The sequence below is a fragment of the Brevibacterium renqingii genome, from assembly GCF_017808105.1.
Taxonomy (GTDB): domain Bacteria; phylum Actinomycetota; class Actinomycetes; order Actinomycetales; family Brevibacteriaceae; genus Brevibacterium; species Brevibacterium renqingii.
The window spans coordinates 424,598-449,735 of record NZ_JADBHF010000001.1; the positions used below are offsets into that span (position 1 = coordinate 424,598).

A 25,138-nucleotide genomic window follows, 5' to 3' on the forward strand; every position below is an offset into this window, starting at 1 on the left:
GTCGGCCCCCGCGGAGAAAGCGCGCCCCGGCGTCGCACGTCCGAATGGACTCGTTAGGCTGGTGGACATGTCTGACGCTCCCAACAACCACCTCGGCCACGACGGCGCCGCCTGCCCCGACTCCTACTACGTGCGATTGTCCGAGGACCGCCTCGTCTCGACTCTGCACAGCCAGGGAGCGTGGCAGCCGGGTGAGCAGCACCTGGCCCCGGCCTCGGGCATGGTGCTCGCCGAGATCGAACGTCGCCTGCCCAGTGACAAACTCATCTCCCGGGCGAGCTTCGACGTCCTCGGCGTCATCCACTCCGGTGAGTTCACCATCGACGTCGAAGTCGTCCGTCCCGGCCGCACCATCGAACTCGTCGAGGCGCATATGCGCCACGCCGACCGCACGAGCGTCACCGCCCGGGTGTGGCGCCTGCAGGCCTCGGACACCGAGTCCGTCGCAGGTTCCGAATGGGCGTCGCTTCCGCCGGCGTCCGAACTGCCTGCGGCTCCCTTCACGAAACGCTGGGGCGGCGGCTACATCGCCTCGCTCGAAGGTCGTCAGGGCGCTGACGCCCGCCCCGGCTTCGCGCAGTCCTGGCTGCGCAGCCCCTACCCGCTCGTCGAAGGGGAGATCGATCCCCCGACCGCGGCCTTCGTCAAATTCGTCGACACCGCCAACGGGCTGGCCGTCCGTGAGGACCCGAGGACGATCTTCTTCCCGAACGTCGACCTGTCCATCCACCTCACCCGCGTGCCCGAGGCCGGCTGGATCGGCTTCGACACGAAGGTCGCGTTCGGTCCGACGGGTCTGGGCGAGACCACCAGCGTGCTCAGTGACGCGAACGGCCCGATTGGCACCGCAGCTCAGTCGCTGACGGTGCGGAAGGGCCGCGGCGCCGTATGAGTTCCGGAGTCCCGCCCTCACAGCGAACCGCTCGGTCCCGCACGCGTGACCGAGTCTCGCCGAGGCAGGACCCGACCGCCCGGCCGCGAGCCCTCATCACCGGGGCGAGCTCCGGCCTCGGGCGCGGCTATGCACGCGCCCTCGCCGCCGATGGCTGCGACCTCGTGCTCGTCGCCCGCGACGAGAGGCGACTGCGGGAACTGGCCGAGCAGCTGCATGCCGCTCACGGCACCCGCGCCGAGGTGGTCGCGGCGGATCTGTCGGCCCGTGAGGGAATCGACGCCGTCCTCGGAGTCATCGACACCGACCGGATCGATGTGCTCATCAACAACGCCGGCTACGGGCTGCGGGAGTCTCTGCTCGAGACGGACATCGCGAAGCTCAACGACCAGGACCAGGTGCTCACCGGGACCGTGCGAGAGCTGTCGCTGGCGGCGGCAAAGAGGATGGACGCGCGGGGTCGAGGCGGAATCGTCAATGTCTCATCCCTGGCCGCGGTGACGACGATGGGTCAGTACGCGGCCTCGAAGGCCTCGACGCTGGTCTTCACCGAGGCGCTCGCCAGCGAGCTGCGCGGCAGTCCGGTGACCGTCACAGCGGTCCTGCCGGGCTTCGTCCGCACGGAGTTCCACGACCGCCTCGGCGTGGAACGTCCCGGACCGGGATGGATCTGGCTGAGCATCGACCAAGTCGTGCGCGAGTCGCTGCGCGATGCCCGAGCCGGCAAGGTCGTCTCGGTGCCCGGGTGCTTCTATTCCCTGGCCGCGCTCGTCGCGCCGCTGGTTCCCCGGCCGTTCATGCGCTGGGGCTCGAGCGGGTTCTCCTTCGCACGGCGACGCGGGCGCTGACCCACAGCGGCGACGGAATCCGGCCCACGGAATTTCCACGGCTCCGACGCGGACAGTTGACGGTTGAATTACCCTGTTGTGGGCCTGTCACCAGGGGTTCTGTTCCGGCCGATTCTGTGCTATACGGTTGCTCGGGAATTAAGACGGTTGGTGAGAATCTTTACAAGCGCCACGGAAGTGTGGTCAAATTATGATGTTCGCCCGGTGGGGATCGGGTGAACATAACGGACGTATGGGGATGCGTCCGGGTACTCGAGGGGAGTGCTGCGAGGACCCCGGGATGTCGCGATCACGCGCCCCGGGGTCTTTGTCATTCACAGAGAGATTCGCGAACGCCTGTCTGACTTCAGGTCACTATCGGACATTCGAACTCAACTCCAGGTCACTATCGGATACTTCTGTGCGCGAAAAGTATCCGATGGTGACCTATGTTCGGTGGCCGTATCCGAAAGTGACCTCAAATCTGCCCGCCGTTGCCTGCTGCTGAAACTGAAGCTACCGGCTTCTGCCGACTGCGGACCACTATTGGATGCTGACGCTGCGCTGGCGTCGTGAGCGAGTGCGGGCGATGCCGATCTCCAGAGCCACGGCGCTCAGCGGACCACCGAGTGCCATTGAGGCATTGCCGGCGGCGCGCTCGGCGACTTCGGCGATGACAGCATCGATGTCGGCGCGCTCATCGGCGTCGACGTGGATGAGCAGCTCCGGACTACGTGCGGTGCCTCGCAGAATCACCTGGGCATCGGAGACTCCGTCGGTGGACTCGAGGTCGGCGGCGACCGCCTCGGCGATGACCTCCGCATTCACCGTGGTCAGACCCGTGCGGGCATCGGCCTGCATTCGGAAGGGCTTCGCGAAGTCCTTCCGCGGGACCTGCACGCTCAGCCAACGGAGCCCGATGATCGCGAGGATGAGGGCCACGACCACGGCGATGAGCGCCGAATAGGGCAGCGCCAGCACCGAGGCGACCGGACCGAGATCCGCTCCCGCCTCCACGGCAGGCCCGATCGAGGCGGTGAGACCGAACCCGATGGCGAGCACTGCCAGCCCGGCGAGCAGAGCGATGAGGCCGAGGATGATCAGTCCCGTGCGATTGGCAGCGGCGGCCGTGCGTCTCATGACTGACTCCTTCTGGCCTGGACCCTCACCGTGGGGATGCGGTCGAACGAGATCGAGGCGAAGCGGTCCTTGACGGCGGCTTCGACCTCGGCGCGGATCGGCTCAAAGTCGCGGATCGGCGTTGAGAACGTCACGATCGTCGACTTCGCGTTCGACGAGGCCTTGACCCCGCTGACACCGTCGACCCCATCGGCGGCCGCGGCCGCGATCTGCGACAGCGCCGAGGTGGGCAGGGCGACCTCGAGATCACCGATGTGTTCTGACCCTGTGGCTCTCACACCGAGGATCCGGCGCGCCCCGGGGGAGACGCCGAGGATGAAGGCGACGAGTCCGAGCAGAGCCAAGACGATGCCGACCGCGATGACGACCGCGGAATTCCAATGCAGGTTCCCGGCCGCCTCGGTGACGCGTGCCCCGGACGTCCCTGCCAGAGCGGCAGTGACGGATCCGGTAGTGACGAATGCGGCGATGCCGGCCCAACCGAGCCCCACGGCGAGGAGCAGCAGGGTGAGAGCGACGACCACGGCCGGACCGATGCGGGAGGGCCGCTTGCGCAGCAGACGTGTGCTCATTGCAGGCGATTCCTTCCTCGATTCGCACCGGAGGATTCCGGGGCGAGCCACCGCACGCTGATGTCGACCTGGCGGACGGTGACACCGGTGAGGCGTTCCACTTCGTGACTCAGGGTGGAACGGACGTGTTCGGTCGCCTCGGCGATGGGGGTGGGGTAGGCCAGGCCCAGTCGGACCGACAGCGTGCAGCTGCGGCCGGACAGGGTGACATCCACGGACGGGCGCGTGCCCAAGCTGGAACTCGCTCCGATTCCGAAGAGACCCGAGCTCGTGCCGCCGACGCCGGGCAGGGCTTTCAGCACCTGCCCGGCGGTGCGCTCCACGACCTTGTCCGCGATCGACAGGCCGCCTCGGCGAGCTGGAGCGTCGTCGAGTATCGGGGCCACGGCGCTACCTCCGCGTGGTCGAGCGTGAGCTCAGCGCGGACAGGTCGACTCGCCCGTCGAGGACGAGACCGACGACCAGACCGAGCCCGCCGCAGATCGCGACGATCAGGAACGCGAGGAAGCCGCCGAAGTAGGCGATGATTCCCAGCGTCAGTCCGACGAGGAGTCCGATGAGTGCTTTCGACATGGCAGTCCTTCCGCCGATGCGGTGCGTGGATGCGGATCAGTTGAGTTCGGGAGCGTCCTTGGCCGGCTGCTCCTCGTCGTCCTCGGGCAGGTGGACGTCGGTGACGTCGATGTTGACCTCGACGACCTGGAGACCGGTGCCCTGCTCGACGGCGCGGATGACGTTGCGGCGGATCGCCTCGGCGACCTCGACGATGGAGGTGCCGTATTCGACGACGATCGTGAGATCGATGGCGGTCTGCTTCTCGCCCTTCTCCACGGAGACTCCGCCGGAGACGTTCGTCTGCGAGCCGGGGATGCGGTCGGTGAGCGTATCGAAGGCTCGGCGTGCGGCATTGCCCATGCCGAAGACGCCGGGCACTTCGCGTGCGGCGATGCCGGTGAGCTTCGCGACGACGTTCTCGGCGATGGTCGTCGTGCCCAGTTCGGTCACGAGGGGGCTGCGGACCGAGTCATCGGCTGCAGGGTGCGGGTTCGAGGGGGACTGCGTGGGTTCGGGCATTGCTCTTCCTTCTTCGTTCGGGGATGCCGACACCGGTACAGACGCACGCTGCGAGCAATCCTCACGCGGGGACGCAGAAAATCTGGGGAATCTTCGCTGCCCCGCTCGGTTCTGCTCGAATGGGAGCCGAACGGGCGCCGAACGGCTCTGGCCGGACGCGGTTCGCGCTCGCATCCTCGCCGGTGGCCTACGATGTGAATATGGCAAGGGGAGATGATCGCTTCGACATCGTCACCCTGGTGGTGCGCGCCCGCGAAGGGGACATCGCCGCTTTCGAAGCGCTCGTCGACGAGTATGAGCGCAAGCTGCTGCGCTTCGCATGGCGCACACTCGGCGACCGGCAGGATGCCGAGGACATCGTCCAGGACACGCTCGTGCAGGCCTGGAGGTCGCTGTCGGCTCTCAACGAGCCCGCCGCGTTCGGCACCTGGATCTACCGCATGGCCTCGAACCGCTGCACGGATGTGCTGCGCAGGCGCGCGGCCCGCCCCTCCGATGCCTCCGATCCCGACGACATGGGACATCATCCCGACGGCGCCGTCTCGGTGGAGAGGTCCGTGGAGGCGCGCACCGCACTCGACCATTTCACAGAGGTCCTGCAGACACTGTCCTCGGAGCAGCGTGTAACGTGGGTGCTCCATCAGATGGAGGGGCTGAGCTACGCCGAGGTCGCGACGACCCTCGGCATCAGCGAGGGCAGTGTGCGCGGTCGCATCCACCGTGCCCGGACCGCCATCGCCGAAGGGATGCAAGGATGGGTATGAGCGACGACGCGGCATGGGAGACCGATGACCACCTGCGCGGGGTCATCGATGAGTACATGGGCGCTTTCGAACCCGACCCCGCGGAGACCGTCGGCCTGCGCGAACGCATCCTCGACATCGTCCGGGAGGATCTCGCCCGCGGCCCTTCCACCCGGCTGAGCACCCCACGCGGCAACCCGTTCACGATCGCAACCGCCGCGGTGCGGACCATCGTCCGCGATGCGGTCGATGCCGTCGACGGGATCCGCGGTCGCAGCGTGTCGCTCACCCCTGCCGGAGAGCCCGAAGGCACCGCCGCCGAGGTGGAGGTGACCGTGGCCATGCGCGCAGGCATCGCGTTCGCCCCCACCGCCGAGGTGATCCGTGAGAGTGTCGCCGCTGCGCTGACCGAGCAGCTGGGCATCCCCGCGACGACCATCGACATCACCGTCGAAGACGTGTACGAAGCTGAGGAGACTGAGGATGGCTGAGCGGTTGAGTTCTCGCACCGCGCCGGGAGCGTTCGACGCCGAGGCCGCCTCGGCGCGGGTCACGCGATCGGTTCTCGAGGTTCCCGGCGTCACCGCTCTGGCGCCCGGACTGCGCGACCTGGTGGCCACGGCCGCGGCGCGAGTGCTGCGCCGCGGCGGCGGGGAGCCGCTGTCGGTCGACGTCTGTCGCGCCGGAGACGGAGCCCGTGTGCGCGTCGCGGCCCATCTCGATGACAGCCGGGCGGTGGCCGAGATCGTCGACGAGCTCTTCGCGGTCATCGAGGTCGATGTCCGCGCCGGCACCGAGGCGGCTCTCGGCGAGATCGACATCGATCTGCGCGTTGTCAGCCGTGGTCGCTGACACCTGATCGGGCCGAAGCCGAGCCCGACTGCGAGCCCAGGCGCCACGACAGCAGACAGAAGAAGCGGGCCCGCACCGCTGGTGGGGACCCGCTTCCTGCTGTCCGAGGGCGAGGGCTCAGTCGGCCTTCTTCTTCGATCGTCCGGTGATGAGGCCCCAGACGATGAGCACGATGAGTGAACCGCCGATCGCGCACAGCCAGGTCGACAATGAGAAGAACTTGTCCATCTCGGCGCCGAAGATGGCTCCTCCGAGCCACCCGCCGAGCATGGCTCCGATGACACCGAGGATGAGTGTGGCGAAGATTCCCCCGCCCTGCTTGCCCGGCAGGATCGCCTTGGCGATGGCTCCGGCGATGAGTCCGAGGATCAGATATGCGATGAAACCCATGATGCTCATATCCTTTCTGAAACTGGTGGCAGGCCCGGGGATGCGGCCCCTTCTGGCCATGGCAAGCCAGGTTGCCGCACTTTGGGCCAAGCCACGTTGAAAGCTCCCGGAGGCGGGTGGCCGACTGTGGTCCCGTCGGGGTGGGGGAGAGCTGGGACGGGGCTGAATGGCCGGTCGGCTGCCTCCGACTAGACTGGAGAGCATGACCGACAGCGCAGACACTCGCCGACAACTGCTCGACCTCATCGACGAACTTGCCGTGGTGCGCGGCAAGGTGACCCTCTCCTCCGGCAGGGAGGCCGACTACTATCTCGACCTGCGCCGGGTCACCCTCGACCATCGCTCGGCGCCGCTCATCGGCGACGTGGTCCTCGACCTCCTCGAAACCGAGGGACTGCTCGAGAGGATCGATGCCGTCGGCGGACTGACCATGGGCGCCGATCCCGTCGGCACGGCGGTCATGCACCGCTCGGTCGTGCGTGGGACGCCGCTCGATTCCTTCGTCGTCCGCAAGGAGGCGAAGAAGCACGGGATGTCGCGCCGGGTCGAAGGTCCCGACGTCAAGGGCAAGCGGGTCGTCGCCGTCGAGGACACCTCGACGACGGGAGGCTCCGTGCTCACCGCTGTCGAGGCGCTCCAGGAAGCCGGCGCCGAGGTGGTCGCCGTCGCCGTGGTCATGGACCGTGACACCGGCGCCAAGGAGAGGGTCGAGGCTACGGGGATCCCGTACCTGACCGCGCTGACGACCGCCGATCTCGGACTCGACTGACGGTCCCCGGCCTCGGCGGTCCGGGCCCACCGATCACGACCTGGGACTCGACTGGCAATTCGGTCGAAACCAGGGCCGTGGTTTGAAACACGTCTCTGATTTCAACACGATAGATGAGACACTCCCACAGTATTGCCTGATGCAACAGTAAGGATGACGCGTGCTCACACTGAAAGAGATTTCCCTGCGCAAGGGAAAGCGGACGTATCTGGACGAGGTGAGTTTCACCGCAGAGGCGGGCCGGATCACCGCGATCGTGGGGACCCGTTCGGCGGGCCGGACTGAGCTTGTCCGCGTCATCATGGGTCTGATCTCCGCAGATGAGGGCACCGTCGAACTCGAGGACTTCGAACTCGACTTCGGTGACCGCCAGAACTTCGGCTACCTCCCCGCTGAGCGCGGCGGGTACCCGAATATGCGCGTGATCGATCAGATCGTCTACCTCGCGCGCCTGCACGGGATCACCCTGGGCGCTGCCGAACGCAACGCGCTGACCCTGCTGTCCCATCTCGAGCTCGCCGATCGCGGCTATGCGCCGTTGAAGAACCTCTCCGGCGCCGAGGTCGCCCGCGTCGACATCGCCGCGACCCTGGCCGCCGATCCCGATGTCGTGGTCATCGACGACGCCTTCGCAGGTCTCGACGCCGCCTCGCTCAGGCTCGTCACGTCCCTGCTGCGTGCGCATGCGTCCTCGGGAGTGCCCGTCATCCTGGCCACCGATGACTGGGAGGCCGCGCAGACCTTCGCCGATGACGTCATCGTCCTGAGCCAGGGCAGGGTCACCGCCTCGGGAAGCGTCGACGAACTCCTCGGCGACCCGCATTACCGGGTCGAGGCGAACGACGCCGAGGCGGCCAGAAGCGCGCTCGAGTCCCGCAGCGGCATCAGCGCCGTGACCGTGGCCGACCGCGCTGGCGATGTCATCAGCTTCCGCGCCGATGACGCGAAGACCGCCGCCGCCGGTGTGGCGGCGATCGACGGATTGAAGAACTTCGAAAGTGTCCGCCCGACACTGGCCGAGCAGTACAAGGAGGCTCTGTAATGGCGCGCAAGGACAAAGGTGCGAACGAGGAGTCTCCGGAACCGCTCGTGTCGAAGGGCACGGCCGGTGAGGGCATCGACGACCTCGGGGCCCCCGATGCCGACGACCTCAACGTGGTCGAGGACGAGACCGGTCAGGACTCGGCCACCGAGGGTGGGGCAGCCGAGGGCGAGACCGCGGAGGGGAAGACCAGGGACTCGGCCGCCTCGGCGAAGAGTGAGTCGGCGAAGAACGGGTCTGCGAAGGCAGACGCGACCGCCGGCCTCGACGAGGTTCCTTTCGAGCTCGCCGAAGACACCCCTGACCCCGATGAGCTGCCGGAGACCGGTCTGGTCTCCGAGTTCGTCGATGTCGGCAACCGCCAGGCCGCATGGCTGGTGTCGAATCGTGAGAGCACCACTGCGATGCGCAGCCCCTACTTCCTCGTCACCGCCGCCGTGATCATCCTCGGCGTCCTCGCCGCGATCGTCACCGGCATCGTCGGCGAGGCGCAGAAGGACTCGGGCACGCCGAGCATGGCCATGGTCGGCGTGGGCGAACAGGCTCAGATGTACGAGCAGCAGCTGGGTGTGAAGATCACCGACGCCAAGGACACGACCGAAGCCGAGAAGCTCGTCCGCGAGGGCAAGGTCGACGCCGCGTTCATCCAGGACCCCAGCGGCCAGAGCCAGCCGACGATCATCGCGCTCGACGAGCAGCCGGAGGCGCTGCTGGAGAAGCTCGCACCGAAGACCGAGGCCACGCTGCTCAAGACGCCGGCCGTCGAGGACACGGTCGCCACACCCCTGCTGTGGGGAATGGTCGCCTTCGCGCTCCTCGTCGTGGCCACCCTCGGCACGTCGATGTATCAGAACCTGCGCTTGGAGAAGCGCAACCGGATCACCGAGATCATCGCGGCCACGATTCCGCCCCGTGCTTCGGCCTCGGGCCGGATCACCGGCACTCTGTCCTTGGTGATCGTCCACATCGTCGCGGCCGCAGTCGTGACCGAGCTCGGGCTGTCGCTGTCGGGCAAGACCTCTCTGGCCTTCGCCATGCTCCCGGGGCTGGGCTGGTTCGCCCTGACTCTGCTGCTGACCGCCTGGTCGGTCTTCGCTCTTCTCGTGTGGGCTTCGACCGTGGTCGGATCCAAGGCGCGGACGACCTTCCTCACGATCATCGGGATCATCACTGTGGCCGGCTTCTTCGCTCCGGTCATCATCGGAGCTTCGGGCACGACTGCGAAGGTCCTGTCCTGGACTCCGTTCACCTCACCGCTGGGCATCGCCGGACGGTCCTTCGCCGGCCAGACCGAATGGTGGGAGGGCCTCGTCGCCGCCGGCATCGCCCTGGTGCTCGCGGTCGTCCTCCACGCTCTGGCTTCGGGTGCCTATGTGCGCTCGGTGCTCAGCGGCGGCGGACGCTCGGGCAAAACCGTGAAGATGAGCAAGCGGGCCAAGAAGGTCGGCGCCGCCTCGGCGAAGGGGAAGAAGGACGATGCCGCGTCGGCCGAGGACGAGAAGGGCTCTGCGGCGGATGCGGACGACGCGGAGTCTGACGGTTCGGATTCGAAGGCGGACGACGATGCCGCGTCGGTGGCAGCCTCGGTGAAGGGGTCCGATGCCGCGCAGGATGAGACGGACGCGAAGTCGGCGGATGATTCCCGCGACGAGAAGTGACCGACAGCGCTGAACCGCAGGTGGGGGTCGGTCCTTGGACCGGCCCCTGGCCTGTGGGGGAGCACTTCGATCCAGAGCTGCTGCGCGAGGGCGACCGGCGCAATGTCGTCGACAGGTACCGGTACTGGAAGCACGACGCGATCGTGGCCGACCTCGACAGCAGCCGGCACGGCTTCCACGTCGGCGTCGAGAACTGGCAGCACGATCTCAACATCGGTTCGGTCGTGCGCACCGCCAACGCCTTCAACGCCGCGGCCGTGCACATCGTCGGCAAGCGCCGCTGGAACCGGCGCGGGGCGATGGTCACCGACAAATACCAGCACGTCATCCACCATCCCACGGTCGACGACCTGCTGTCCTGGTGCGCGGACAACGAGATGCCGCTGCTGGGCATCGACAACTTTCCCGACTCCGTGCCGCTGGAGACCTATGATCTGCCCGAGCGCTGTCTGCTGCTGTTCGGGCAGGAGGGGCCGGGGCTGAGCGAGGAGGCACACCGGGCCAGCCGTGACGTGCTCTCGATCGCCCAGTACGGTTCGACCAGGTCGATGAACGCCGCTGCCGCCGCCGCGATCACCATGCACTCCTGGATCCGCCGCCACGTCTACGGCCAGACGGTGAGCTGAAGGGGCCGAGCTTTCGTCCCCGTTCTGTCTCCTGCGGGTGGATCCGCCACGATTCGCGATCGGATTTCGCGATGGATCCACCCGCAGGAGACACAGCTGTCAACCGGGCCGGTACGAGGAGGCCGCCACATCCATGGACACGAAGAAGCGCCGAGGCGGCACGATCATCTCGTGCCGCCTCGGCGCTTCTCGTCGCGCGGGCCCACCTCGGCGGGCCACCCCGTTTAGGCGGCCCACCCGATTTCGGCGAGCAGCCGCGGGCCGCAGCTCAGCTGAGGTCGGCTGCGTGGGGTTCGACGAGTCCTCCGAGCTCGGCCAGCTCGGCGGTCAGCGAGTCCGCATCGTCGAAGGTGCGGGTCATGACCGTCAGACGCTTGGCGTAGTGACCGATGGGGTACTCCATGGTCATGCCGATGCCGCCGTGCATCTGGATCGACTCCTGGCTGATGTTGCGGGCGGCTTGGTCGACGACGATCTTCGCGGCGATGACATCGCGGTGCCGGTCCTTCTCCGCGCCCACGGCCTCGGAGGTCACGGCCAAACGCGAGTACAGGGCCATGCTGCGGGCGTACTCGAGCTCGGCGTAGAGGTCCGCGGCACGGTGCTGCAGCGCCTGGTTCACGCCGATGGGTGCACCGAACTGCTCGCGTGTCTTGAGGTAGTCGGCCGTCATCGTCAGGGAGGCCTCGAGAGCGCCCACGGCCTCGGCCATGATCGCGGCATTGCCCAAGTCGATGACCTCGGTGAGGACCTCGCGGGCGTCGGCGGCATCGAGGCGCTGAGCGGGAGTGTTCTCGAGCCTGAGGTTCGCGTTGCCGAGACCATCGGCCTGACGCTGTGCGACCCGAGTCAGGCCCTCGGCATCGGCTGCGACGAGGTACAGTCCGAGATCGCCGTTCTCGACAGCGGTGACGACGAAGTGATCGGCGACGTCGCCTCCGAGCACATTGTTCTTCTCGCCGCTGAGGGTGACTCCGCCGTCGGCCGCGGCCGTGGCAGTCGTCTCAGGGGCTTCGACGGCGTAGCGGAGGTTCGGCTCGAGCATGGCCACGGCGAGGAAGGTCTGGCCTTCGCACACGCCGGGCAGGATGGCCTGCTTCTGCTCTTCGGAGCCGGCGAGCAGAACCGCGTTCGTCCCGAGCACGGCGGTGGCGAGGAAGGGCTCGAGCACCAGGGAGCGGCCGAACGCCTCGGCGACCACGGCCACCTCGTTGAAGGTCATATCCGCGCCGCCGTAGCTCTCGGGCACGGCCAGGCCCAGCAGGCCCATCTCGGCGAACGCCTGCCACTTCTCGCGGGAGATGCCTTCCTCGCTGCGAAGGATCTCTTCGCGCTTGGCGGCGTCGTATTCGCTGCGCAGGTACTTGCTGAGCGTGCTGGCGAGTTCCTGCTGAATGTCGTTGAGTTCAAGATCCATTGTTGTCCTCTTTAAGAAATCGTGTGAGCGTCGGTATCTCAGAGACCGAGCAGTGCCTTCGAGATGATTCCGCGCTGCACCTCGGACGAACCGCCGTAGATCGTGACCTTGCGGGTGTTGAAGTAGGCGGGGAGGGCGTCGACGGCACCATGGGGCAGATCGCTCAGGCCCTGCCCCTGGACCCGATCGTCGACGAAGTCGAGTCCCTGCGGGCCGAGCACATCGACGAGGAGCTCGGAGATGTCCTCCTGCAGCTGGGAGCCCTTGAGCTTGAGCACGGAGGAGCGCGGGTCGGGCTTGTCCGAGCCCGCTGCTTGGGTCGACAGGATCCGCAGCTGGGTCATCTCGAGCGCCGTGAGTTCGGTTTCGATCTTCGTCAGGCGGGCCGAGAACAGGGGATCGTCGAGCAGTGTGCCGCGTGCGGTCTTCGTCACCGCGGCGTAGGCCTTGGCGCGGGCGAGGTTGACCTTCGAGCCGCCGATGCGGGCGATGCCCGTGCGCTCGTTGCCGAGCAGGAACTTCGCGTATGTCCAGCCCTTGTTCTCCTCGCCGACGAGGTTCTCGACAGGGACCTCGACATTGTCGAAGAAGACCTCGTTGACCTCGTGACCGCCATCGATGAGCTGGATCGGGCGGACGGTGACGCCCGGGGACTTCATATCGATGAGGAGGAAGGAGATTCCGGCCTGCTTCTTCACGTTCGGATCAGTGCGGACCAGGTTGAACATCCAGTCGCCGTACTGGCCGAGGGTCGTCCAGGTCTTCTGTCCATTGACGATGTACTTGTCGCCGTCACGCACGGCGGAGGTCTTCAGCGAGGCGAGGTCCGAGCCGGCATTGGGCTCGGAGAAGCCCTGCGACCACCAGATGTCGATGTTCGCGGTGGCGGGCAGGAAGCGCTCCTTGAGCTCTTGGCTGCCGAAGGTCGCGATGACCGGGCCGACCATCGAGACGTTGAACGGCAGCGGCTGGGGGACGCAGGCCAGCTGCATCTCCTCGAGCCAGATATGACGCTGCACCGGAGTCCAATCCTGGCCGCCCCACTCGACGGGCCAGTTCGGCACCGCATAGCCGTGCTGATTGAGGATCCGCTGCGAAGTGACCATTTCGTCCTTGCTCAGCTCCTGGCCGGTCGCGACCTTGAAGCGCAGCTCCTCGGGGATCTCCGTGCGGTAGAACTGACGCATCTGCTGCGCGAACTCGCGCTCTTCAGCATTCAGTAGGGTGTCCATATGAACTCCTTATAGATCGTTCAGTAACTTACCTCCAATGGTACGGTCCGGTGTTCGGCGTCACAAGTGGATGAGGGCCTGCAGGGTGCGCGATGGACGCTTGTGCTGGCCGGGAATAGAACAGTATCGCATTTGGCGTCGGCGGCGGGCAGAAGCGTGCATCGGGAGGCGACCGGCGATAAATGAGCGCCGCTGACATCCGAAGGCAGTATCTGTTATCTCGACTTGCAATACAAGTGAAGTATTGCAATCTTGTCACACTTGGTCATTTTGCAAGTTACAAATTCTTAACATTGCGATCTCCCCTGGGCTCAACTCTCTGTTTGCGTCCTACCATCGGAGAATCTCCTCCGCCCTTGCGGGCCAGGGGGCTGATATTGCAACTACATATGGAGCATGGAAAAGCGAATTCCCCCTAAGTCGCTCGAAATGCAGTCTCTGAGAGAAGTGGACGGGATGATTACCCTATCCCAAACCGGCCGTATCGCTGGTGAAATTGCGCGCACGAACCCCCTCGAATCCGGCGCCGGCTCGGCTCGTCGGGAGCAGAGCTCTCCGGCGGGTGGCGAAGCGCCCCGCTGTGGAACCTGCAAGATCCGTGCTTCGGCACATCACGTGTCGCGCGCGGCCAGGACCGGCCGCCGCGATGAATCGGTTGAGGCGAGCGCCGAGGTCGGTGCGCTCAACCGCTTCGTGATCGGAGCGTGCTGGACTGCGAAAGCCCGATCGTGTAACGGAGGCACCTCAGGCTGCTTCGGCGGAGCGAACGAAGCCGCACGCGTAGGTGAGATGAAATGACCACCCCTGCAGCAATGCGTTCTTCAGTCGTCGGCTCGGCAGTGGCGCGGCGGTCCGAAATCGTTGATATCGCCACTATCCTTGCAGATCCGACTACCGACGGCGCGCTGGTCATCGGAGCGACGGGAATGGGAAAGACCATCGTCCTCAATGCGGTGGCGGCCAACTTCGAGCCCGGAGTCCCTGTATTCCGGTTCCGCGGCTCGAACCTGATCGCTAACAGGAATCTCGGTATCTTTGAGATCCTACTCACCACCGAGGGCGAAGCGCCCGATGAGATTTCATTGGGCGCCGCATTCTCGATCGTGACGCGGTTCTTCGCGCGATCCGCGAGCGCGCATACTCCCGTTGTCGTTGTCGACAACGCTGATCGGGTAGACGAACAGTCGCTGTCGATCATCTCTCAACTCGCAGCGGAAGGTCGTATCAAGGTCTTGGCGGCCGCTGAATCGGTCCGACGCCCGGTAGATCTCCTTGCCGTTCTGTGGGGTTCCGGCAAGGTCGTCCGTTTCGACCTGGAGAGCCTGGACAATTCGGCCATCGCGGCCTATGCCCGAGAAGTCGGTTACGAAGTCGACGAACAGGTGATCGCCGATCTCCGCACGAGGTCACGAGGCAATCCTCGTCTTCTCAGCAGGCTCTTCGTCGACCGAAAGTCGACTCCGCTTGCGCGCCGAGGTGCTGAAGACCGAGTCCTGTGGAACGTTCTCCCGGCTCAGCGCCGGATACTCGAACTCGTGGCCATGATCGGAGCGCTTCCGTATGATGCTCTGCAGGCCATGTGCGACGTCGATCTGCTTGACAACCTCGTCGAGCGAGGGATTCTGGCCATCGGCAGGGACAGATACTCCGAAGTGTCGTTGGTCGAACCGGCCTTGGCTCTGGTTGTGCGAGACAGCGTTCCGTCTTCCCGCTCCCTGGAGCTGCTCCGGGAGGTCCTCCCCGAGTTGGCCACCATGACTCTCCAAGGCGCTGCGCTCTTCGGGAAAGTCAGCTGGATGCAGCAGTGGGGAGTGCACGTCGACCCACACACAATTCTCCGAGCTGCACTGTGGGCCGATGGGCGTGGGGACTTTGCCGGTGCAGCAGGACTGCTGAGAAGTTCGCATTCGGATATTCCAGAGTTGCAGCTGGAACTGGCGCGCGCGGAGTACGGCCGAGGAGACACCGTCGAGGCCGAGGTCATCCTCGATCGTCTCATCTCCTCATCGACTGACGGAGACAGATCCGACGAGTTCCTCTCACGCCTGGCGTGTCTCGAATTGCGGGTCACCGACCCCCGCGAACCTCAGAGCCTGAGAACTGAGTGGGTCCGGGATCGACTCGTCAATGCAGTGGACATCGGGCGGCTGGACGTCACCAGAGCTCAGTTCGAAATGCGGGGAGGGCGATTCGAACAGGCACAGATCATCTCTGAACGCGTCTTGCGCGACTTCAGCTGCCTGCCTCGGCATCGACAGCGTGCCTGCTCGATCCTCGGGAGTGTGTCGGTGATACACGGGCGGGTCGAACGCGGACTCACATATCTGGTCCAAGCCGAAGCGATGTTCAGACTTCCGGACACTACAAGTTTCGAAGTCGAGGATTCGGCTCCCCAGATCTTCGCCGGTCATTATCTTGCCGGCTCCTGGGACGGAGCCAGGGCCGCTTTGAAGTACACATCCCCGCGGATGGATCTCGCAACGGCTGCGGCTCTCGTCGACCTGTGGACGGGACACATCACGCGCGCCCAGCAGAGCTTGGACAGAGCACCCCGCGGTCGGAAAGAGACGGAGCCGGATCAGGCACTCAGACTCGCCGCACTGCACCTGGCAGAGGGCTATCTGCGAATTCGTGAGGCGTCGTCGTCCCGTGCGACGAAGACGGTGCAGGGAGGACGAAACTCGCGTCGAAGCGGTGGGGTGCGATTCGGTCTCCATTCGGTCAGCAGAGAGTCCGAACCGGTCCACGGTGTGCCGAATTCCGAGTACAACTGGCTGCAGGAGTTCACGACTGATCTTCTCGAACTCCAAGCGCTGGCCTTGTCCAGCCCAGAGAATACAGCTGATGCTCTCCACGCGCTCGGCGCCGAAGCCGATGAACTCGGCGCACTCGCGCTCGCCGTCTACGCCTGGACCGAGGCGATCCGGCACGGCAGCAAGGCCGCACAGCCGGACCTCGAACGTGTGGCCGGCTGCGTCGACGGAGAGCTGGGCCGATTGGCGGCAGCTGTCGCACGAGCATATGGCGACGGGGGAGACGCGGCGATGATCGAGGCTGCAGCAGTGGCACTGAACTTCGGCGCGGTCATGATCTCCGCAGACCTCGCTCGCAACGCGCGCGACAAGGCGGTTCAGAAAGGCGACTCGGTCGGTGTCAAGCGTGCCCGCGCACTGTTGGACTCCAGTCTGCGCACGATCACCTTCGACGCCGACGGTGCCGATCTCTCGGCAATGCTCACTGATATTGAGAAGAGATTGGTGCTCGGCGTAGCCGACGGATCCAGCAATGCAGAACTCGGTGCTCAGATGCATCTGTCGGTTCGCACCGTGGAATGGCACCTCGGTCGGATCTATCGGCGGCTGCACGTCAGCGATCGCCAGGAGCTCAAGCAGATTGCGTGGAGGGCGACATGACCGGTCAAGCGAACCTGCACCGCCCACCTCTTCTGGGTCGGGAGGAAGAGCTGCGGGTCATCGAGCAGTCGTTGACCGACTCGTCCGTGGTCGGCATCCTCATCAACGGTGATGCCGGAATGGGCAAGACCCGTTTGGCGAGGGAAATCCATCGGCGACGAGGCGGGCAGGAGACTTGGCTGCGTGCGGATCGAGTGCTGAGCGCGACACCCTTCGGCGTGTTTGCGATGATCGTCGACCTTGACGATCCGGTCGGTCTGCCCAAGCGAGTGCTCGAAGCGTTGGCCGGAGGTGCTCAGACTCCGACTGTGTTCGTCGACAACGCCCACCATCTCGATGCGCGCAGTCTGCGTCTCCTCACGCAGCTGGCCTCTGACGGTACGATTCGGATCGTAGCGATGACGCGCCACTCCGCTGTCAGGAACTCTTGGCCATTCGCCGAACTCGTCGACGAACAGGCCATGGCCCAGATGACTCTCGACCCGCTGACCGCTGAGGATCTGCGCAATGCGGTCGAGTACAGCTTCGGAGGAATAGCAGCCCAGGCGGTATTGGACATCTTCGATTTCCACTCCGGATGCAATCCCGGCAAATTGTTCGAACTCCTCGCATACTGCAAGCGGAAGAATCGACTGCTGCTGCGGAACGGCGTCGTCATACTCGATGGACTCGATACGGACTTCGACAGTCGGGCGCGTGATTTCGCCCGTATTGATCTGGAGCAGTACTCGGACGAGGAGAGGACCGCACTCGAGCTTGTGGTCATGGCAGGTGAGATCGAGATCGAACTCATGCTTTCTCTCGGGCTCGGAGCGGCGGCAGATCGGCTCGTCGACCTCGGCGACCTGCGGATCGTCAGTGACACCAGCCGTGCCTACGTCGCGCGCGAGCACCACGCATCCGAGACGATTCGTGTGAGCATTCCCATCGGACGCAGCCGAAAGTGGTATGACATCGTCCGCGACTATCCGGACAGTCCGAGCGAAAGATCTCAGATGCTCCGGACAGAATGGGCATTGGGCTGCGGAATCGACCTGGACCAACGGGAGATCATCGCTGCCGCGATGACCGCGATCGAATCGGCCGAGTGGCATCGTGCCCTGCGGATCATGGCCGATGTCCCCACGAGCAGCCTGAGCGCCGCGGAACTCTTCGAGCTGGCGTACCTCTACTGCAACGTCGGGCAGGTCGAGCTCGGACTCGACCTGCTCGCACATTGCCTGCATAAAGCGTGCTGTCCTGGACTCGTGGTCACTGCTGCCGTCGTCTGGGGCAACCGGCAGACCACGCATCGTTCCGTGGCTCTCGAAGCGACGGACTTCATAGCCGCACTCGACAGAATGGCCGGATACGAAAGTGAGTGCTGCTCCGGAGGGACCTGCGCCACCCATTTCGCGGAGCGCACCCAGGCGGCGAAATGGTACGCAGCCGATAGTCTCAGCGCCGATGCAGCTAAAAGTCTGCTCCAGACGATTCGTTCCGTCGTCGGCTCCGGCAGCCAACATGATCAGGAGTCGCTCTCTCGACGCCCTGACGGGGATCTGCTGCGCAGGCATGCTCTCGACGATTCCCTTCCCGATATGTACCGAATGGCTGCGGGATTGGTCTGCGGCTCCTTCGAGCTGGAGAGGGGCCGACCTGGAAAAGCTGTCGAGATGCTCACCCTCGTGAAGCGCGAGCTCCGTTCATTGGGTATGGAGAACATGATCCTGGGAATGCTTGACGCCCGCACCCAGATGGAGCGGGGAGACCTCGCCGCAGCCCGACGTTCACTGCAGGCGCCGCGAACGAACGACATCGCCCAGCTGGCAGCGCGGAGCGGGGCCGGCGACATCATGCAAGCAGAGATTCTGCTGCGTGAAGGCCAGATAGAATCGTCGCTGCGATTCGCTCGCGCGGGTGTCGAGGCACTGGACTATTGGAACCAGTCGACTGCCCTCGCTGCCGCACTGGGGCTGGCCCAGTACGTCGCCACGCTCAATGGAGAGTCGCAGATGGCAGCTGAGTTCGATGTACGCTTCGTTCGCCTCGTCCGTCCCAGCTTCCAGATGGAATACAGGCGAGCATCCGTGTATGCGCTCATCGCCCGCCGATTGCGCAACTCCGATTCGGAAGCCGAGAGAGAGCTGAATCAGATGCTCGCGGATGCTGAGAGGGAAGAGGTCTTCGGAATAGCCGCCCAGATCCGCTATCTGCTCTTTCGCCACTTCGGTGAGGCTGATTCGGAATCGATGTGTCGCCTCGCAGCATCGGGGGAGGGACAGGAATTCCGATTCCTGGGAGCAGTGGGAGCGGCACTGCGGGAGAGAGACGCGGCGAGCCTGCTGCAGATCGCCGAGGAGCAACGTTCGTCGGCACCTGACGTTGCCGCACGATGTGTGCAACTGGCGAAGGACCGTCTCAAACATCGAGGCAGCGTGCCGTCGACGATTGTCTCCTCTGAGCTGCCGGTCGAGCTGACGGAACGAGAACGGGAGATCTGCGGACTTATAGTCAAGGGCCGATCGAACGCCGAGATCGCCGAACAGCTCGGAGCTGCCGTTCGTACCGTGGAAGGGCATGCCTACCGCCTCTACCGAAAGTTGGGAATCACTCGCCGACACCAAGTCGCCGAGGCTTTTGCACGGCTGAATATAGACGTCGCAGGAAGAACGATGCAGAAGACCGACAGTTCGTGATCTGCTGCGTTTCGGCGCACGGCCGCAGCGTGAGCTGGGCAGCCGGCACTTCAGCGGTGCCTCGAAGGCGAGTGGCGCTCACTGGAAAGCGGAGACGCCGTCGCACAGTGCTTTCGGTAAACCGCAAAGATCCCTGCAACCGGCCGGTGGAGAGCTGTTGTGAAGCTATTCTGAAAAGGCATCGGGAACTCCCGCTTCGAATGCTGATACCAGGCGATATGGCCTGAGTGCTTCGTCGAAGAATTCCTTGTCGGACATGGTGATTTCGACCTGCAGGCGAGTACCCGATGAGTCGTCCAACAGGAGCCGCGAGTGTCGGGAGAGATCATTGAGAGCTGAAGATGCGCCGATCGTGATCGGCTCCGCCGGGCGAAGGCTCTATCTCATCGACTGGTTTCGAACGGCGCTGGAGACACTCGGACTCAACGGTCGAATCATCATCGCCGAGAACGATCCCACCAGCGCAGCGGCATCCTACGGCGATGAGATGCGTCTGCTGCCGCCCTACACCGATCCGTCTTACGCCGATGAGCTCCTACGGCTCGTCGATGAGTTCGAACCTAAGCTCTTCCTGTCCGCGAACGATTACGAGCTGATGCATCTGCACGTGGACACGAATATCGCCACTGGTCTGCGGGAGAGGGGGATTTTCGTCCCCGGGGTCTCGCCCGCCTGGCAGAAGGGTTGCGCAGACAAGCTCCGCATGGCGCGCATGCTCGAAGAAATCGATGTGAATACCCCGACAACCGTCACGGGGAATGAACTTGATCGGCTCCTGGACTTGACGGGCTCATCCGGAGAGTTCGTGGTCAAACATCGATTCGGCTCTCGCTCCTCCGGGTTGGCCGTTGTCACCGCGAATCGCCTCGAGGAAGCGGTCATCAGTTCTGCGAGAAGCGTCAGACGCCGGGCTGACGGTGCTGATGCCCTCGATGAGGTCATTGTCCAGCCGCGTGTGCCGGGCAGCGAATACGGAGTGGACATCGTTGCGAGTCTCGTGGACGGAGGAGGCCTGACCGGGGTGTTCGCCCGACGCAAGCTTCGGATGCGCGCGGGGGAGACCGACAAAGCCGTGACCGTCGCCCCGGAACCTTTCACAGAAGCCGCGGTGAAGATCGCTCGCGCTGCAGAATTGTCTGGGCTCATCGACATGGATATCTTCCTCGACGACGTCGGTATGGCTTCGGTGATCGACATCAATCCTCGGTTCGGAGGAGGCTACCCTTTCGTGCACCTCGCTGGGGCCGATGTCCCTCGATACTATCTGAGCCAGATCTTCGGGCTCACGATCGACTCGACCTGGCGAGACTACGAATACGGGGTCGTCGCTGCCAAATATCAGGAGACCCGTGTGACCGCTCGTGGACAGCAAAGTGACGATTCGACAAGGTCTGCCGTCGAAGTCGCTTAGACCGCGGACTCCCTGGAGAGCGCAGAGGCGGTGAGCTCCCGTCTGCGCATTGATGAAAGGCAGATATGAGTTCCTCAGAACAACAACCGAGCACTGGCCCACCGACCCCTGCCTTCGTCATCGATGAGGCTGCCCTCGGAACTCTGGTGACGCGATTCCAAAAGGCATTGGCGCAGCATTGGCCGAACTCCGTCATGTCCTATTCCGTCAAGACCAATTCGCTCCCGTGGCTGTTGAGCTACATGAAGCAGCGGGGGCTCTGGGCGGAAGTCGTCTCCGATTCCGAATACAAACTGGCACGTGCCCTCGGCTTCGCGCCGGAACGAATCGTGTACAACGGTCCCGTCAAAAGCCGCGCGCTTCTTCGCAGTGCGCTGTGCAGCGGCTCACTGACGAATCTGGACTCCGGCAGGGAGGTCAGGTGGGCTGCAGAACTGGCCAGAGAGAAACCTGATTTGGACGTACGAGTGGGCCTGCGCGTCAATTGGGACCTTGAGCGGCTGTGTCCCGGGGAGAGCACCGTGGGCGATAAGGCGAGTCGCTTCGGCTTCGACTTCGAGAACGGCAACCTCGGTGAGGCCATCGGCGAATTAACCGAAGCCGGTGTGAGGGTCGCCGGGCTCCATATGCACCGCAACTCCCGCACGAGCAGTCCGAAAGTATTCCAGGCTTCTGCCGCAGTCGCCTCTGACATCATCTCAACTCTTGGACTCGACCTGGACTGGCTCGACATCGGTGGAGGATTCTTCGGCAGCCTGAATGACACCGAGCTGTTCGACCAGTACATCTCCAGCATCCGTGCGACCCTCAGCGGTGTCGTCGATCCCGGGCAGATTCGGTTAGTCATTGAGCCGGGAGGGTCGGTGATCGCCGCTCCGGTCGAACTCCACGCGAAGGTGCTCGACGTCAAAGACATCGGGCGGCAGCGCTTCGTCATCACCGACACAAGCAGGGTTGATCTCGATCCGCTCTTCCGCAAGTCCACCCCTTTCGACATCTGCGCTGAGGCGGCTGTGCAGCAGACTCATCCTGAGCAGGTGATTGCCGGCTTCACCTGTATGGAAGACGATCGGCTCATGGTACTCAGCGACTATCCGACTCTGAGCGAAGGTGATCGCATCGTCTTTCGAAGGGTCGGGGCATACACCATGGCTTACGGGTCCTCATTCATCGAGTACCCTCCCGCCGTGTACCTTCGTCGCAATGATGGACTGCTCTCACTCATCCGGCCTCGCGGCGAGGTCGAGGATTACCTGCAGTCGAACCACTGGAGGGACAGCCTGCCGGCATCCTCGACGGGATCGACGGCAATCGCAGCGAGCTGATCACTCTCACTGTGCGGTCCCAAGGTGCGGGTGCACGAACGTCCGGGCCAGCAGCTGAGTGTGACTGAGTACCTGCGCCAGTGCTGTCCCGATCATTACTGAGTACTGACCCGAACATGTCCGGGCATGACCACCTGTCCACGGCTCGGCCGCCGCACGAGCATGAGGTCATGGACACCACAACGACTCTGCGCGCGCGATCACACGTCGACGAAGACTCGGACACGAAGCGGGGATCATGATGACTGTGCAGATCCGTCGCGCCGAACTCGATCAGATGCGCACTCTGTTGGAGAGGCATAGTGCGGTCGCCGTCATCGGTCCTCCGGGGATGGGCGGCGAAGAGATGCTCGCGACACTGGAGGCCGATGCCGATGGGCCCGTCATCAGGGTTCCGATCGGGCAGGCCGAAGACGCGAGGCCCTACGCGGGACTGGAGATCATCTTCTCTGCACTGAGAGCGCTGGAGCCGAAGAGCTTCGGGTCTGTCCTCCTCGACAGCCGACTGCGGATGGACTCCGGCGAGGACACGACAGCTGTCCTGAACATCGCCGACGAGGTAACACGTCGGATCGGCAGTCTGGATCTGGAGCACACGACCCTGGCGATCGTGCCCGATGCCGACGCCATGGATCGGTCGTCACAACTGGTTCTGGGTCATCTGCTTCGTCGCATCGCGGGAAGTCGGCTGAGGTTCGCGGTTTCGACCGGCGAGCTCAGTCCGAGCAGCCTGCTTGCCGGCGTCCCGAGCGTGGCACTCAAGCGCGCAAGCGATCGACAGATGACGGCTCTGGCGGACAGACTGACGGGTGGTCGAATAGCCGCTGGAGTCGCCGCGACGGTGGTCCGCACCGCTTCGGGCCGTCCCTCCGCACTGCATGGAATGATCGAGCGTCTGCCGCGGAACCAGATGGAGGGGGACCAGGCTCTCGACCTGCCTCTGCGAGTCGGATCGGACGCCGCGGGCATGGTCAAAGCTGCGATGGGGGGTCTCAGCGAAGGCGCGGAAGGACTCTTGAGCCTGATGTCTTTGGCCCCGCTGTCTCCGCGGCCGGCCGTTCTCGTGAACTCTCACGACAGCTTGGAGTGGTTCGCGGAACTGGAATCTCGCGGCCTCGTTGAAAGAGACGGAGCATACAGCCGCTGTTCGCAGGAGCTGATTCGAGCCATCAGGCACGGGCAGTCGAACGCAGATTCACGTCTGAGCGGCCATATGCTGCTGGCGCGGCGCTGCGAAGGAATCTACCCGGAATTGCAGCATTGGCACCGTTCCTTCTTCGAAGCCACCGACGAGACGCCGCTGACCCTCATCGACGATGCTCGTCGTCTGGTGGAACAGGGCATGGTGTGGGCGGGAGCCGAATTCGCGGAGCGGGCGATGGCCCTGGGCCCGGACACCGAGGGTGCTTCCTCCCTTCTGAACGACCTGGCCGAGCGGCTGATAGACCGCGGGCAGATCAGCTTCGCCCTTCGATACCTCGACTATGCCGCCCGCAGCGGCTCCGTCAAGGACTCGCTCCGAGCGCGGGCTCTTCGGATCTGGGCCGAGTTCCTCTCCCACCAGTCGGTTCCGCTTCGTCTGCGGAATCAATGGAGCAGAAGCGAGGTCGCAGAGGCGCCTATGGAGGTCGCCCACCTGCAGGTGATCATCGGACTGTGCCACGCGCTGCGACGAGAAACGGCCGAGGCCCAGGAGTTGCTGGAGACCGCGCGCAGCCTTGGTGCCCATTTCGACAAGCAGTCCCGCGAGCTGTCCGTCTTCCTCGGCATTCTGCTCGAATGCGGGCGCGGACTCGATGGACGTGCGATTGAGGCATTCCAGAACCTCGACGCCACCGACGAAGCTGCTCCCATCAGTCTGCTTCTGCTGTCCCTCGGGCTCATGCTGACGGAGAACTATGATTCTGCGCTGGCGACCCTGGACTGCCTTGACGACGGTGAAGGCCGCGGAGAGGCCTGGGACGTTCAGTCCCTGTGCATGCGCGCCGAGATCGCGATTCGGCGCGGTGACATCGGTCTTGCGATCGCGCTCATCGACAGATGTGCTTCAGCCATCGACGTCGAGCAGGCGATCCGCCGTGACCGGCTTCTGCTTCTAAGGTGTTGGAGCCTCCTTGCACAAGGACGTGCCAGCGACGCGGAGGGCGTCGAGTGCGAGCTCACCGCTCATGCGATGGCTTCACAGAATCGCAGCCTGCTGGCTGAGCTCAACGCGCTCCAGGGCAACTATCTTCTTCGTGTCGGACTCCCAGCCGAGGCGGTGCGCCATCTCCACCGATGTGAAGAACTCGCTTCGAATGAACTCAATCCCAATATCATCCGGTACGAGCCCGATCTCATCGAAGCTCTACTGGCGATCGGCCGGCGGGAGCACGCCGGAATGCTGGTCCAAGTCTTACACGGAAAGGTCGAGAAGGCTCCGTCACGGTGGGCCGCCCTGGCCCTGGAACGGTCCCGCTTCCTGCTGCTTCCCACAGACGACGGGCTGGCAGCCATGGGACGCCTGCTCGGTTCATGGCGTCCCGAAGACTCTCAGTTCGAGAAGGGGGTGACGCTGCTGGTCATGGTCCGAAAGCTTGCCGAATCAGGGGCCACCGCGGCTGCCGCGGAGAGATCCCGCTTGGCAGTGGGCGTTTTCCGGGAGGTCGGATCCGAGCTTCTCGCCGCAGCAGTGCGCCTTGAACCCACTGAACCTCCCGCACAGCCTGCGCGCAACACTCTCTTGGACGTGCTGACCCCCGATGAGCGAGAAGTGGTCGGATTGGTGAGCGAAGGACTGAAGAATCGGGAGATCGCATCGCAGATCTTCGTCTCCCTGCGCACCGTTGAGCTGAGGCTGACTTCCGTATACCGCAAGCTCGAAGTCAGCTCGCGCACCGAACTCATCGCCCGACTGGCCAGGGAACCCGAGCTCCCTGTGGCATGAATCCGAGAACAACCACATCAGATCAGCGGCAATCCGCAGGTTCGCCGCATGCCGATGTTCGAGGCGGGCACGGGTGCTTAGCCTGAGAATCAGCAGAGACAGAAGGAGAGAGTCACTATGCCGTCGACCGAAACGGATGGGTGCAGCGATG

General features: G+C 64.5%; 22 protein-coding genes. 14 read left to right on the forward strand and 8 right to left on the reverse strand.

The genetic code is table 11. The features are described 5' to 3' along the window. Window positions 1-67: 67 nt before the first annotated feature. Window positions 68-892, forward strand: coding sequence for a thioesterase family protein (locus IHE57_RS01830; protein ID WP_209324209.1), 825 nt, complete (start codon window positions 68-70; stop codon window positions 890-892). Continuing rightward, window positions 889-1,740, forward strand: a complete 852-nt coding sequence (locus tag IHE57_RS01835; RefSeq protein WP_209370402.1) for an SDR family NAD(P)-dependent oxidoreductase — start codon at window positions 889-891, stop codon at window positions 1,738-1,740. Before IHE57_RS01830 ends, IHE57_RS01835 begins: the two co-directional genes overlap by 4 nt. 522 nt (window positions 1,741-2,262) lie before the next feature. On the opposite strand, the gene IHE57_RS01840 is transcribed toward IHE57_RS01835, so the two are convergent. From IHE57_RS01840 to IHE57_RS01860, 5 genes are read right to left on the reverse strand one after another with little or no spacing between them, the layout of a single operon-like run. Then, window positions 2,263-2,859: an alkaline shock response membrane anchor protein AmaP gene (locus IHE57_RS01840; RefSeq protein ID WP_209370405.1), complete on the reverse strand. Its 597-nt coding sequence runs from the start codon at window positions 2,857-2,859 to the stop codon at window positions 2,263-2,265. Continuing rightward, on the reverse strand, window positions 2,856-3,431 hold the full coding sequence (locus IHE57_RS01845) for a DUF6286 domain-containing protein (RefSeq protein WP_209370406.1): 576 nt from the start codon (window positions 3,429-3,431) through the stop codon (window positions 2,856-2,858). Before IHE57_RS01845 ends, IHE57_RS01840 begins: the two co-directional genes overlap by 4 nt. Beyond that, a complete protein-coding gene (locus IHE57_RS01850) occupies window positions 3,428-3,817 on the reverse strand; it encodes an Asp23/Gls24 family envelope stress response protein (RefSeq protein ID WP_366933825.1) in 390 nt (129 codons plus the stop codon). The genes IHE57_RS01845 and IHE57_RS01850 overlap by 4 nt, the downstream gene beginning before the upstream one ends. Window positions 3,818-3,821: 4 nt before the next feature. Continuing rightward, a complete protein-coding gene (locus tag IHE57_RS01855; RefSeq protein WP_209324205.1) occupies window positions 3,822-4,004 on the reverse strand; it encodes a hypothetical protein in 183 nt (60 codons plus the stop codon). A gap of 36 nt (window positions 4,005-4,040) precedes the next feature. Then, window positions 4,041-4,505: an Asp23/Gls24 family envelope stress response protein gene (locus IHE57_RS01860; protein WP_209324204.1), complete on the reverse strand. Its 465-nt coding sequence runs from the start codon at window positions 4,503-4,505 to the stop codon at window positions 4,041-4,043. Between the two features lie 200 nt (window positions 4,506-4,705). Between IHE57_RS01860 and IHE57_RS01865 the strand changes: the two genes are divergently transcribed. Genes IHE57_RS01865 through IHE57_RS01875 form a run of 3 tightly spaced genes read left to right on the forward strand, consistent with a single transcriptional unit; the run spans window position 4,706 to window position 6,100 of the window. Continuing rightward, a complete protein-coding gene (locus IHE57_RS01865; RefSeq protein ID WP_209324203.1) occupies window positions 4,706-5,269 on the forward strand; it encodes an RNA polymerase sigma factor in 564 nt (187 codons plus the stop codon). Continuing rightward, a complete protein-coding gene (locus tag IHE57_RS01870) occupies window positions 5,266-5,739 on the forward strand; it encodes an Asp23/Gls24 family envelope stress response protein (RefSeq protein ID WP_253719824.1) in 474 nt (157 codons plus the stop codon). Before IHE57_RS01865 ends, IHE57_RS01870 begins: the two co-directional genes overlap by 4 nt. Further along, window positions 5,732-6,100 carry a hypothetical protein gene (locus IHE57_RS01875; protein ID WP_209324201.1) on the forward strand — a complete coding sequence of 123 codons (369 nt, stop codon included), beginning with the start codon at window positions 5,732-5,734 and terminating at the stop codon, window positions 6,098-6,100. Before IHE57_RS01870 ends, IHE57_RS01875 begins: the two co-directional genes overlap by 8 nt. A gap of 117 nt (window positions 6,101-6,217) precedes the next feature. Here IHE57_RS01875 and IHE57_RS01880 read toward each other — a convergent pair whose 3' ends face one another. Beyond that, complete coding sequence (locus IHE57_RS01880; protein WP_209370408.1) at window positions 6,218-6,490, reverse strand: GlsB/YeaQ/YmgE family stress response membrane protein; 273 nt, start codon at window positions 6,488-6,490, stop codon at window positions 6,218-6,220. 202 nt (window positions 6,491-6,692) lie between these two features. On the opposite strand from IHE57_RS01880, the gene pyrE reads away from it, so the two are divergent. The 4 genes from pyrE (at window position 6,693) to IHE57_RS01900 (ending at window position 10,585) form a co-directional block, all read left to right on the forward strand. Next, window positions 6,693-7,259: an orotate phosphoribosyltransferase gene (pyrE, locus tag IHE57_RS01885; RefSeq protein WP_209324199.1), complete on the forward strand. Its 567-nt coding sequence runs from the start codon at window positions 6,693-6,695 to the stop codon at window positions 7,257-7,259. Window positions 7,260-7,419: 160 nt separating this feature from the next. Further along, a complete protein-coding gene (locus IHE57_RS01890; RefSeq protein WP_209324198.1) occupies window positions 7,420-8,301 on the forward strand; it encodes an ABC transporter ATP-binding protein in 882 nt (293 codons plus the stop codon). Further along, on the forward strand, window positions 8,301-9,959 hold the full coding sequence (locus tag IHE57_RS01895) for an ABC transporter permease (RefSeq protein ID WP_209370409.1): 1,659 nt from the start codon (window positions 8,301-8,303) through the stop codon (window positions 9,957-9,959). The genes IHE57_RS01890 and IHE57_RS01895 overlap by 1 nt, the downstream gene beginning before the upstream one ends. Further along, window positions 9,956-10,585 carry a TrmH family RNA methyltransferase gene (locus tag IHE57_RS01900; protein WP_209370410.1) on the forward strand — a complete coding sequence of 210 codons (630 nt, stop codon included), beginning with the start codon at window positions 9,956-9,958 and terminating at the stop codon, window positions 10,583-10,585. Before IHE57_RS01895 ends, IHE57_RS01900 begins: the two co-directional genes overlap by 4 nt. A 268-nt stretch (window positions 10,586-10,853) precedes the next feature. Here IHE57_RS01900 and IHE57_RS01905 read toward each other — a convergent pair whose 3' ends face one another. Next, complete coding sequence (locus tag IHE57_RS01905; protein WP_209370411.1) at window positions 10,854-12,002, reverse strand: acyl-CoA dehydrogenase family protein; 1,149 nt, start codon at window positions 12,000-12,002, stop codon at window positions 10,854-10,856. 38 nt (window positions 12,003-12,040) lie between these two features. Beyond that, the gene (locus IHE57_RS01910; protein WP_209370413.1) at window positions 12,041-13,234 is read right to left on the reverse strand and encodes an acyl-CoA dehydrogenase family protein; all 1,194 of its coding nucleotides are present in this window, start codon (window positions 13,232-13,234) and stop codon (window positions 12,041-12,043) included. A gap of 812 nt (window positions 13,235-14,046) precedes the next feature. On the opposite strand from IHE57_RS01910, the gene IHE57_RS01915 reads away from it, so the two are divergent. From IHE57_RS01915 to IHE57_RS01935, 5 genes are all read left to right on the forward strand, one after another. Continuing rightward, complete coding sequence (locus tag IHE57_RS01915) at window positions 14,047-16,647, forward strand: LuxR C-terminal-related transcriptional regulator (RefSeq protein WP_209370415.1); 2,601 nt, start codon at window positions 14,047-14,049, stop codon at window positions 16,645-16,647. Then, a complete protein-coding gene (locus IHE57_RS16510) occupies window positions 16,644-19,325 on the forward strand; it encodes a LuxR C-terminal-related transcriptional regulator (protein WP_301541207.1) in 2,682 nt (893 codons plus the stop codon). Before IHE57_RS01915 ends, IHE57_RS16510 begins: the two co-directional genes overlap by 4 nt. Window positions 19,326-19,653: 328 nt before the next feature. Continuing rightward, window positions 19,654-20,736 carry an ATP-grasp domain-containing protein gene (locus IHE57_RS01925; RefSeq protein ID WP_209370416.1) on the forward strand — a complete coding sequence of 361 codons (1,083 nt, stop codon included), beginning with the start codon at window positions 19,654-19,656 and terminating at the stop codon, window positions 20,734-20,736. Between the two features lie 65 nt (window positions 20,737-20,801). Continuing rightward, the gene (locus IHE57_RS01930; protein ID WP_209370417.1) at window positions 20,802-22,061 is read left to right on the forward strand and encodes a type III PLP-dependent enzyme domain-containing protein; all 1,260 of its coding nucleotides are present in this window, start codon (window positions 20,802-20,804) and stop codon (window positions 22,059-22,061) included. 241 nt (window positions 22,062-22,302) lie between these two features. Beyond that, window positions 22,303-24,987, forward strand: a complete 2,685-nt coding sequence (locus IHE57_RS01935) for a helix-turn-helix domain-containing protein (protein ID WP_209370418.1) — start codon at window positions 22,303-22,305, stop codon at window positions 24,985-24,987. The last annotated feature ends 151 nt before the right edge of the window (window positions 24,988-25,138 follow it).

Bases quoted from the DNA above. Each gene is read 5' to 3' on its own strand.
- IHE57_RS01830 (WP_209324209.1), top strand. From the start codon at position 68: ATGTCTGACGCTCCCAACAACCACCTCGGCCACGACGGCGCCGCCTGC.
- IHE57_RS01835 (WP_209370402.1), top strand. From the start codon at position 889: ATGAGTTCCGGAGTCCCGCCCTCACAGCGAACCGCTCGGTCCCGCACG.
- IHE57_RS01840 (WP_209370405.1), bottom strand. From the start codon at position 2,859: ATGAGACGCACGGCCGCCGCTGCCAATCGCACGGGACTGATCATCCTC.
- IHE57_RS01845 (WP_209370406.1), bottom strand. From the start codon at position 3,431: ATGAGCACACGTCTGCTGCGCAAGCGGCCCTCCCGCATCGGTCCGGCC.
- IHE57_RS01855 (WP_209324205.1), bottom strand. From the start codon at position 4,004: ATGTCGAAAGCACTCATCGGACTCCTCGTCGGACTGACGCTGGGAATC.
- IHE57_RS01860 (WP_209324204.1), bottom strand. From the start codon at position 4,505: ATGCCCGAACCCACGCAGTCCCCCTCGAACCCGCACCCTGCAGCCGAT.
- IHE57_RS01865 (WP_209324203.1), top strand. From the start codon at position 4,706: ATGGCAAGGGGAGATGATCGCTTCGACATCGTCACCCTGGTGGTGCGC.
- IHE57_RS01870 (WP_253719824.1), top strand. From the start codon at position 5,266: ATGAGCGACGACGCGGCATGGGAGACCGATGACCACCTGCGCGGGGTC.
- IHE57_RS01875 (WP_209324201.1), top strand. From the start codon at position 5,732: ATGGCTGAGCGGTTGAGTTCTCGCACCGCGCCGGGAGCGTTCGACGCC.
- IHE57_RS01880 (WP_209370408.1), bottom strand. From the start codon at position 6,490: ATGGGTTTCATCGCATATCTGATCCTCGGACTCATCGCCGGAGCCATC.
- pyrE (WP_209324199.1), top strand. From the start codon at position 6,693: ATGACCGACAGCGCAGACACTCGCCGACAACTGCTCGACCTCATCGAC.
- IHE57_RS01895 (WP_209370409.1), top strand. From the start codon at position 8,301: ATGGCGCGCAAGGACAAAGGTGCGAACGAGGAGTCTCCGGAACCGCTC.
- IHE57_RS01905 (WP_209370411.1), bottom strand. From the start codon at position 12,002: ATGGATCTTGAACTCAACGACATTCAGCAGGAACTCGCCAGCACGCTC.
- IHE57_RS01910 (WP_209370413.1), bottom strand. From the start codon at position 13,234: ATGGACACCCTACTGAATGCTGAAGAGCGCGAGTTCGCGCAGCAGATG.
- IHE57_RS01915 (WP_209370415.1), top strand. From the start codon at position 14,047: ATGCGTTCTTCAGTCGTCGGCTCGGCAGTGGCGCGGCGGTCCGAAATC.
- IHE57_RS16510 (WP_301541207.1), top strand. From the start codon at position 16,644: ATGACCGGTCAAGCGAACCTGCACCGCCCACCTCTTCTGGGTCGGGAG.
- IHE57_RS01930 (WP_209370417.1), top strand. From the start codon at position 20,802: ATGAGTTCCTCAGAACAACAACCGAGCACTGGCCCACCGACCCCTGCC.
- IHE57_RS01935 (WP_209370418.1), top strand. From the start codon at position 22,303: ATGACTGTGCAGATCCGTCGCGCCGAACTCGATCAGATGCGCACTCTG.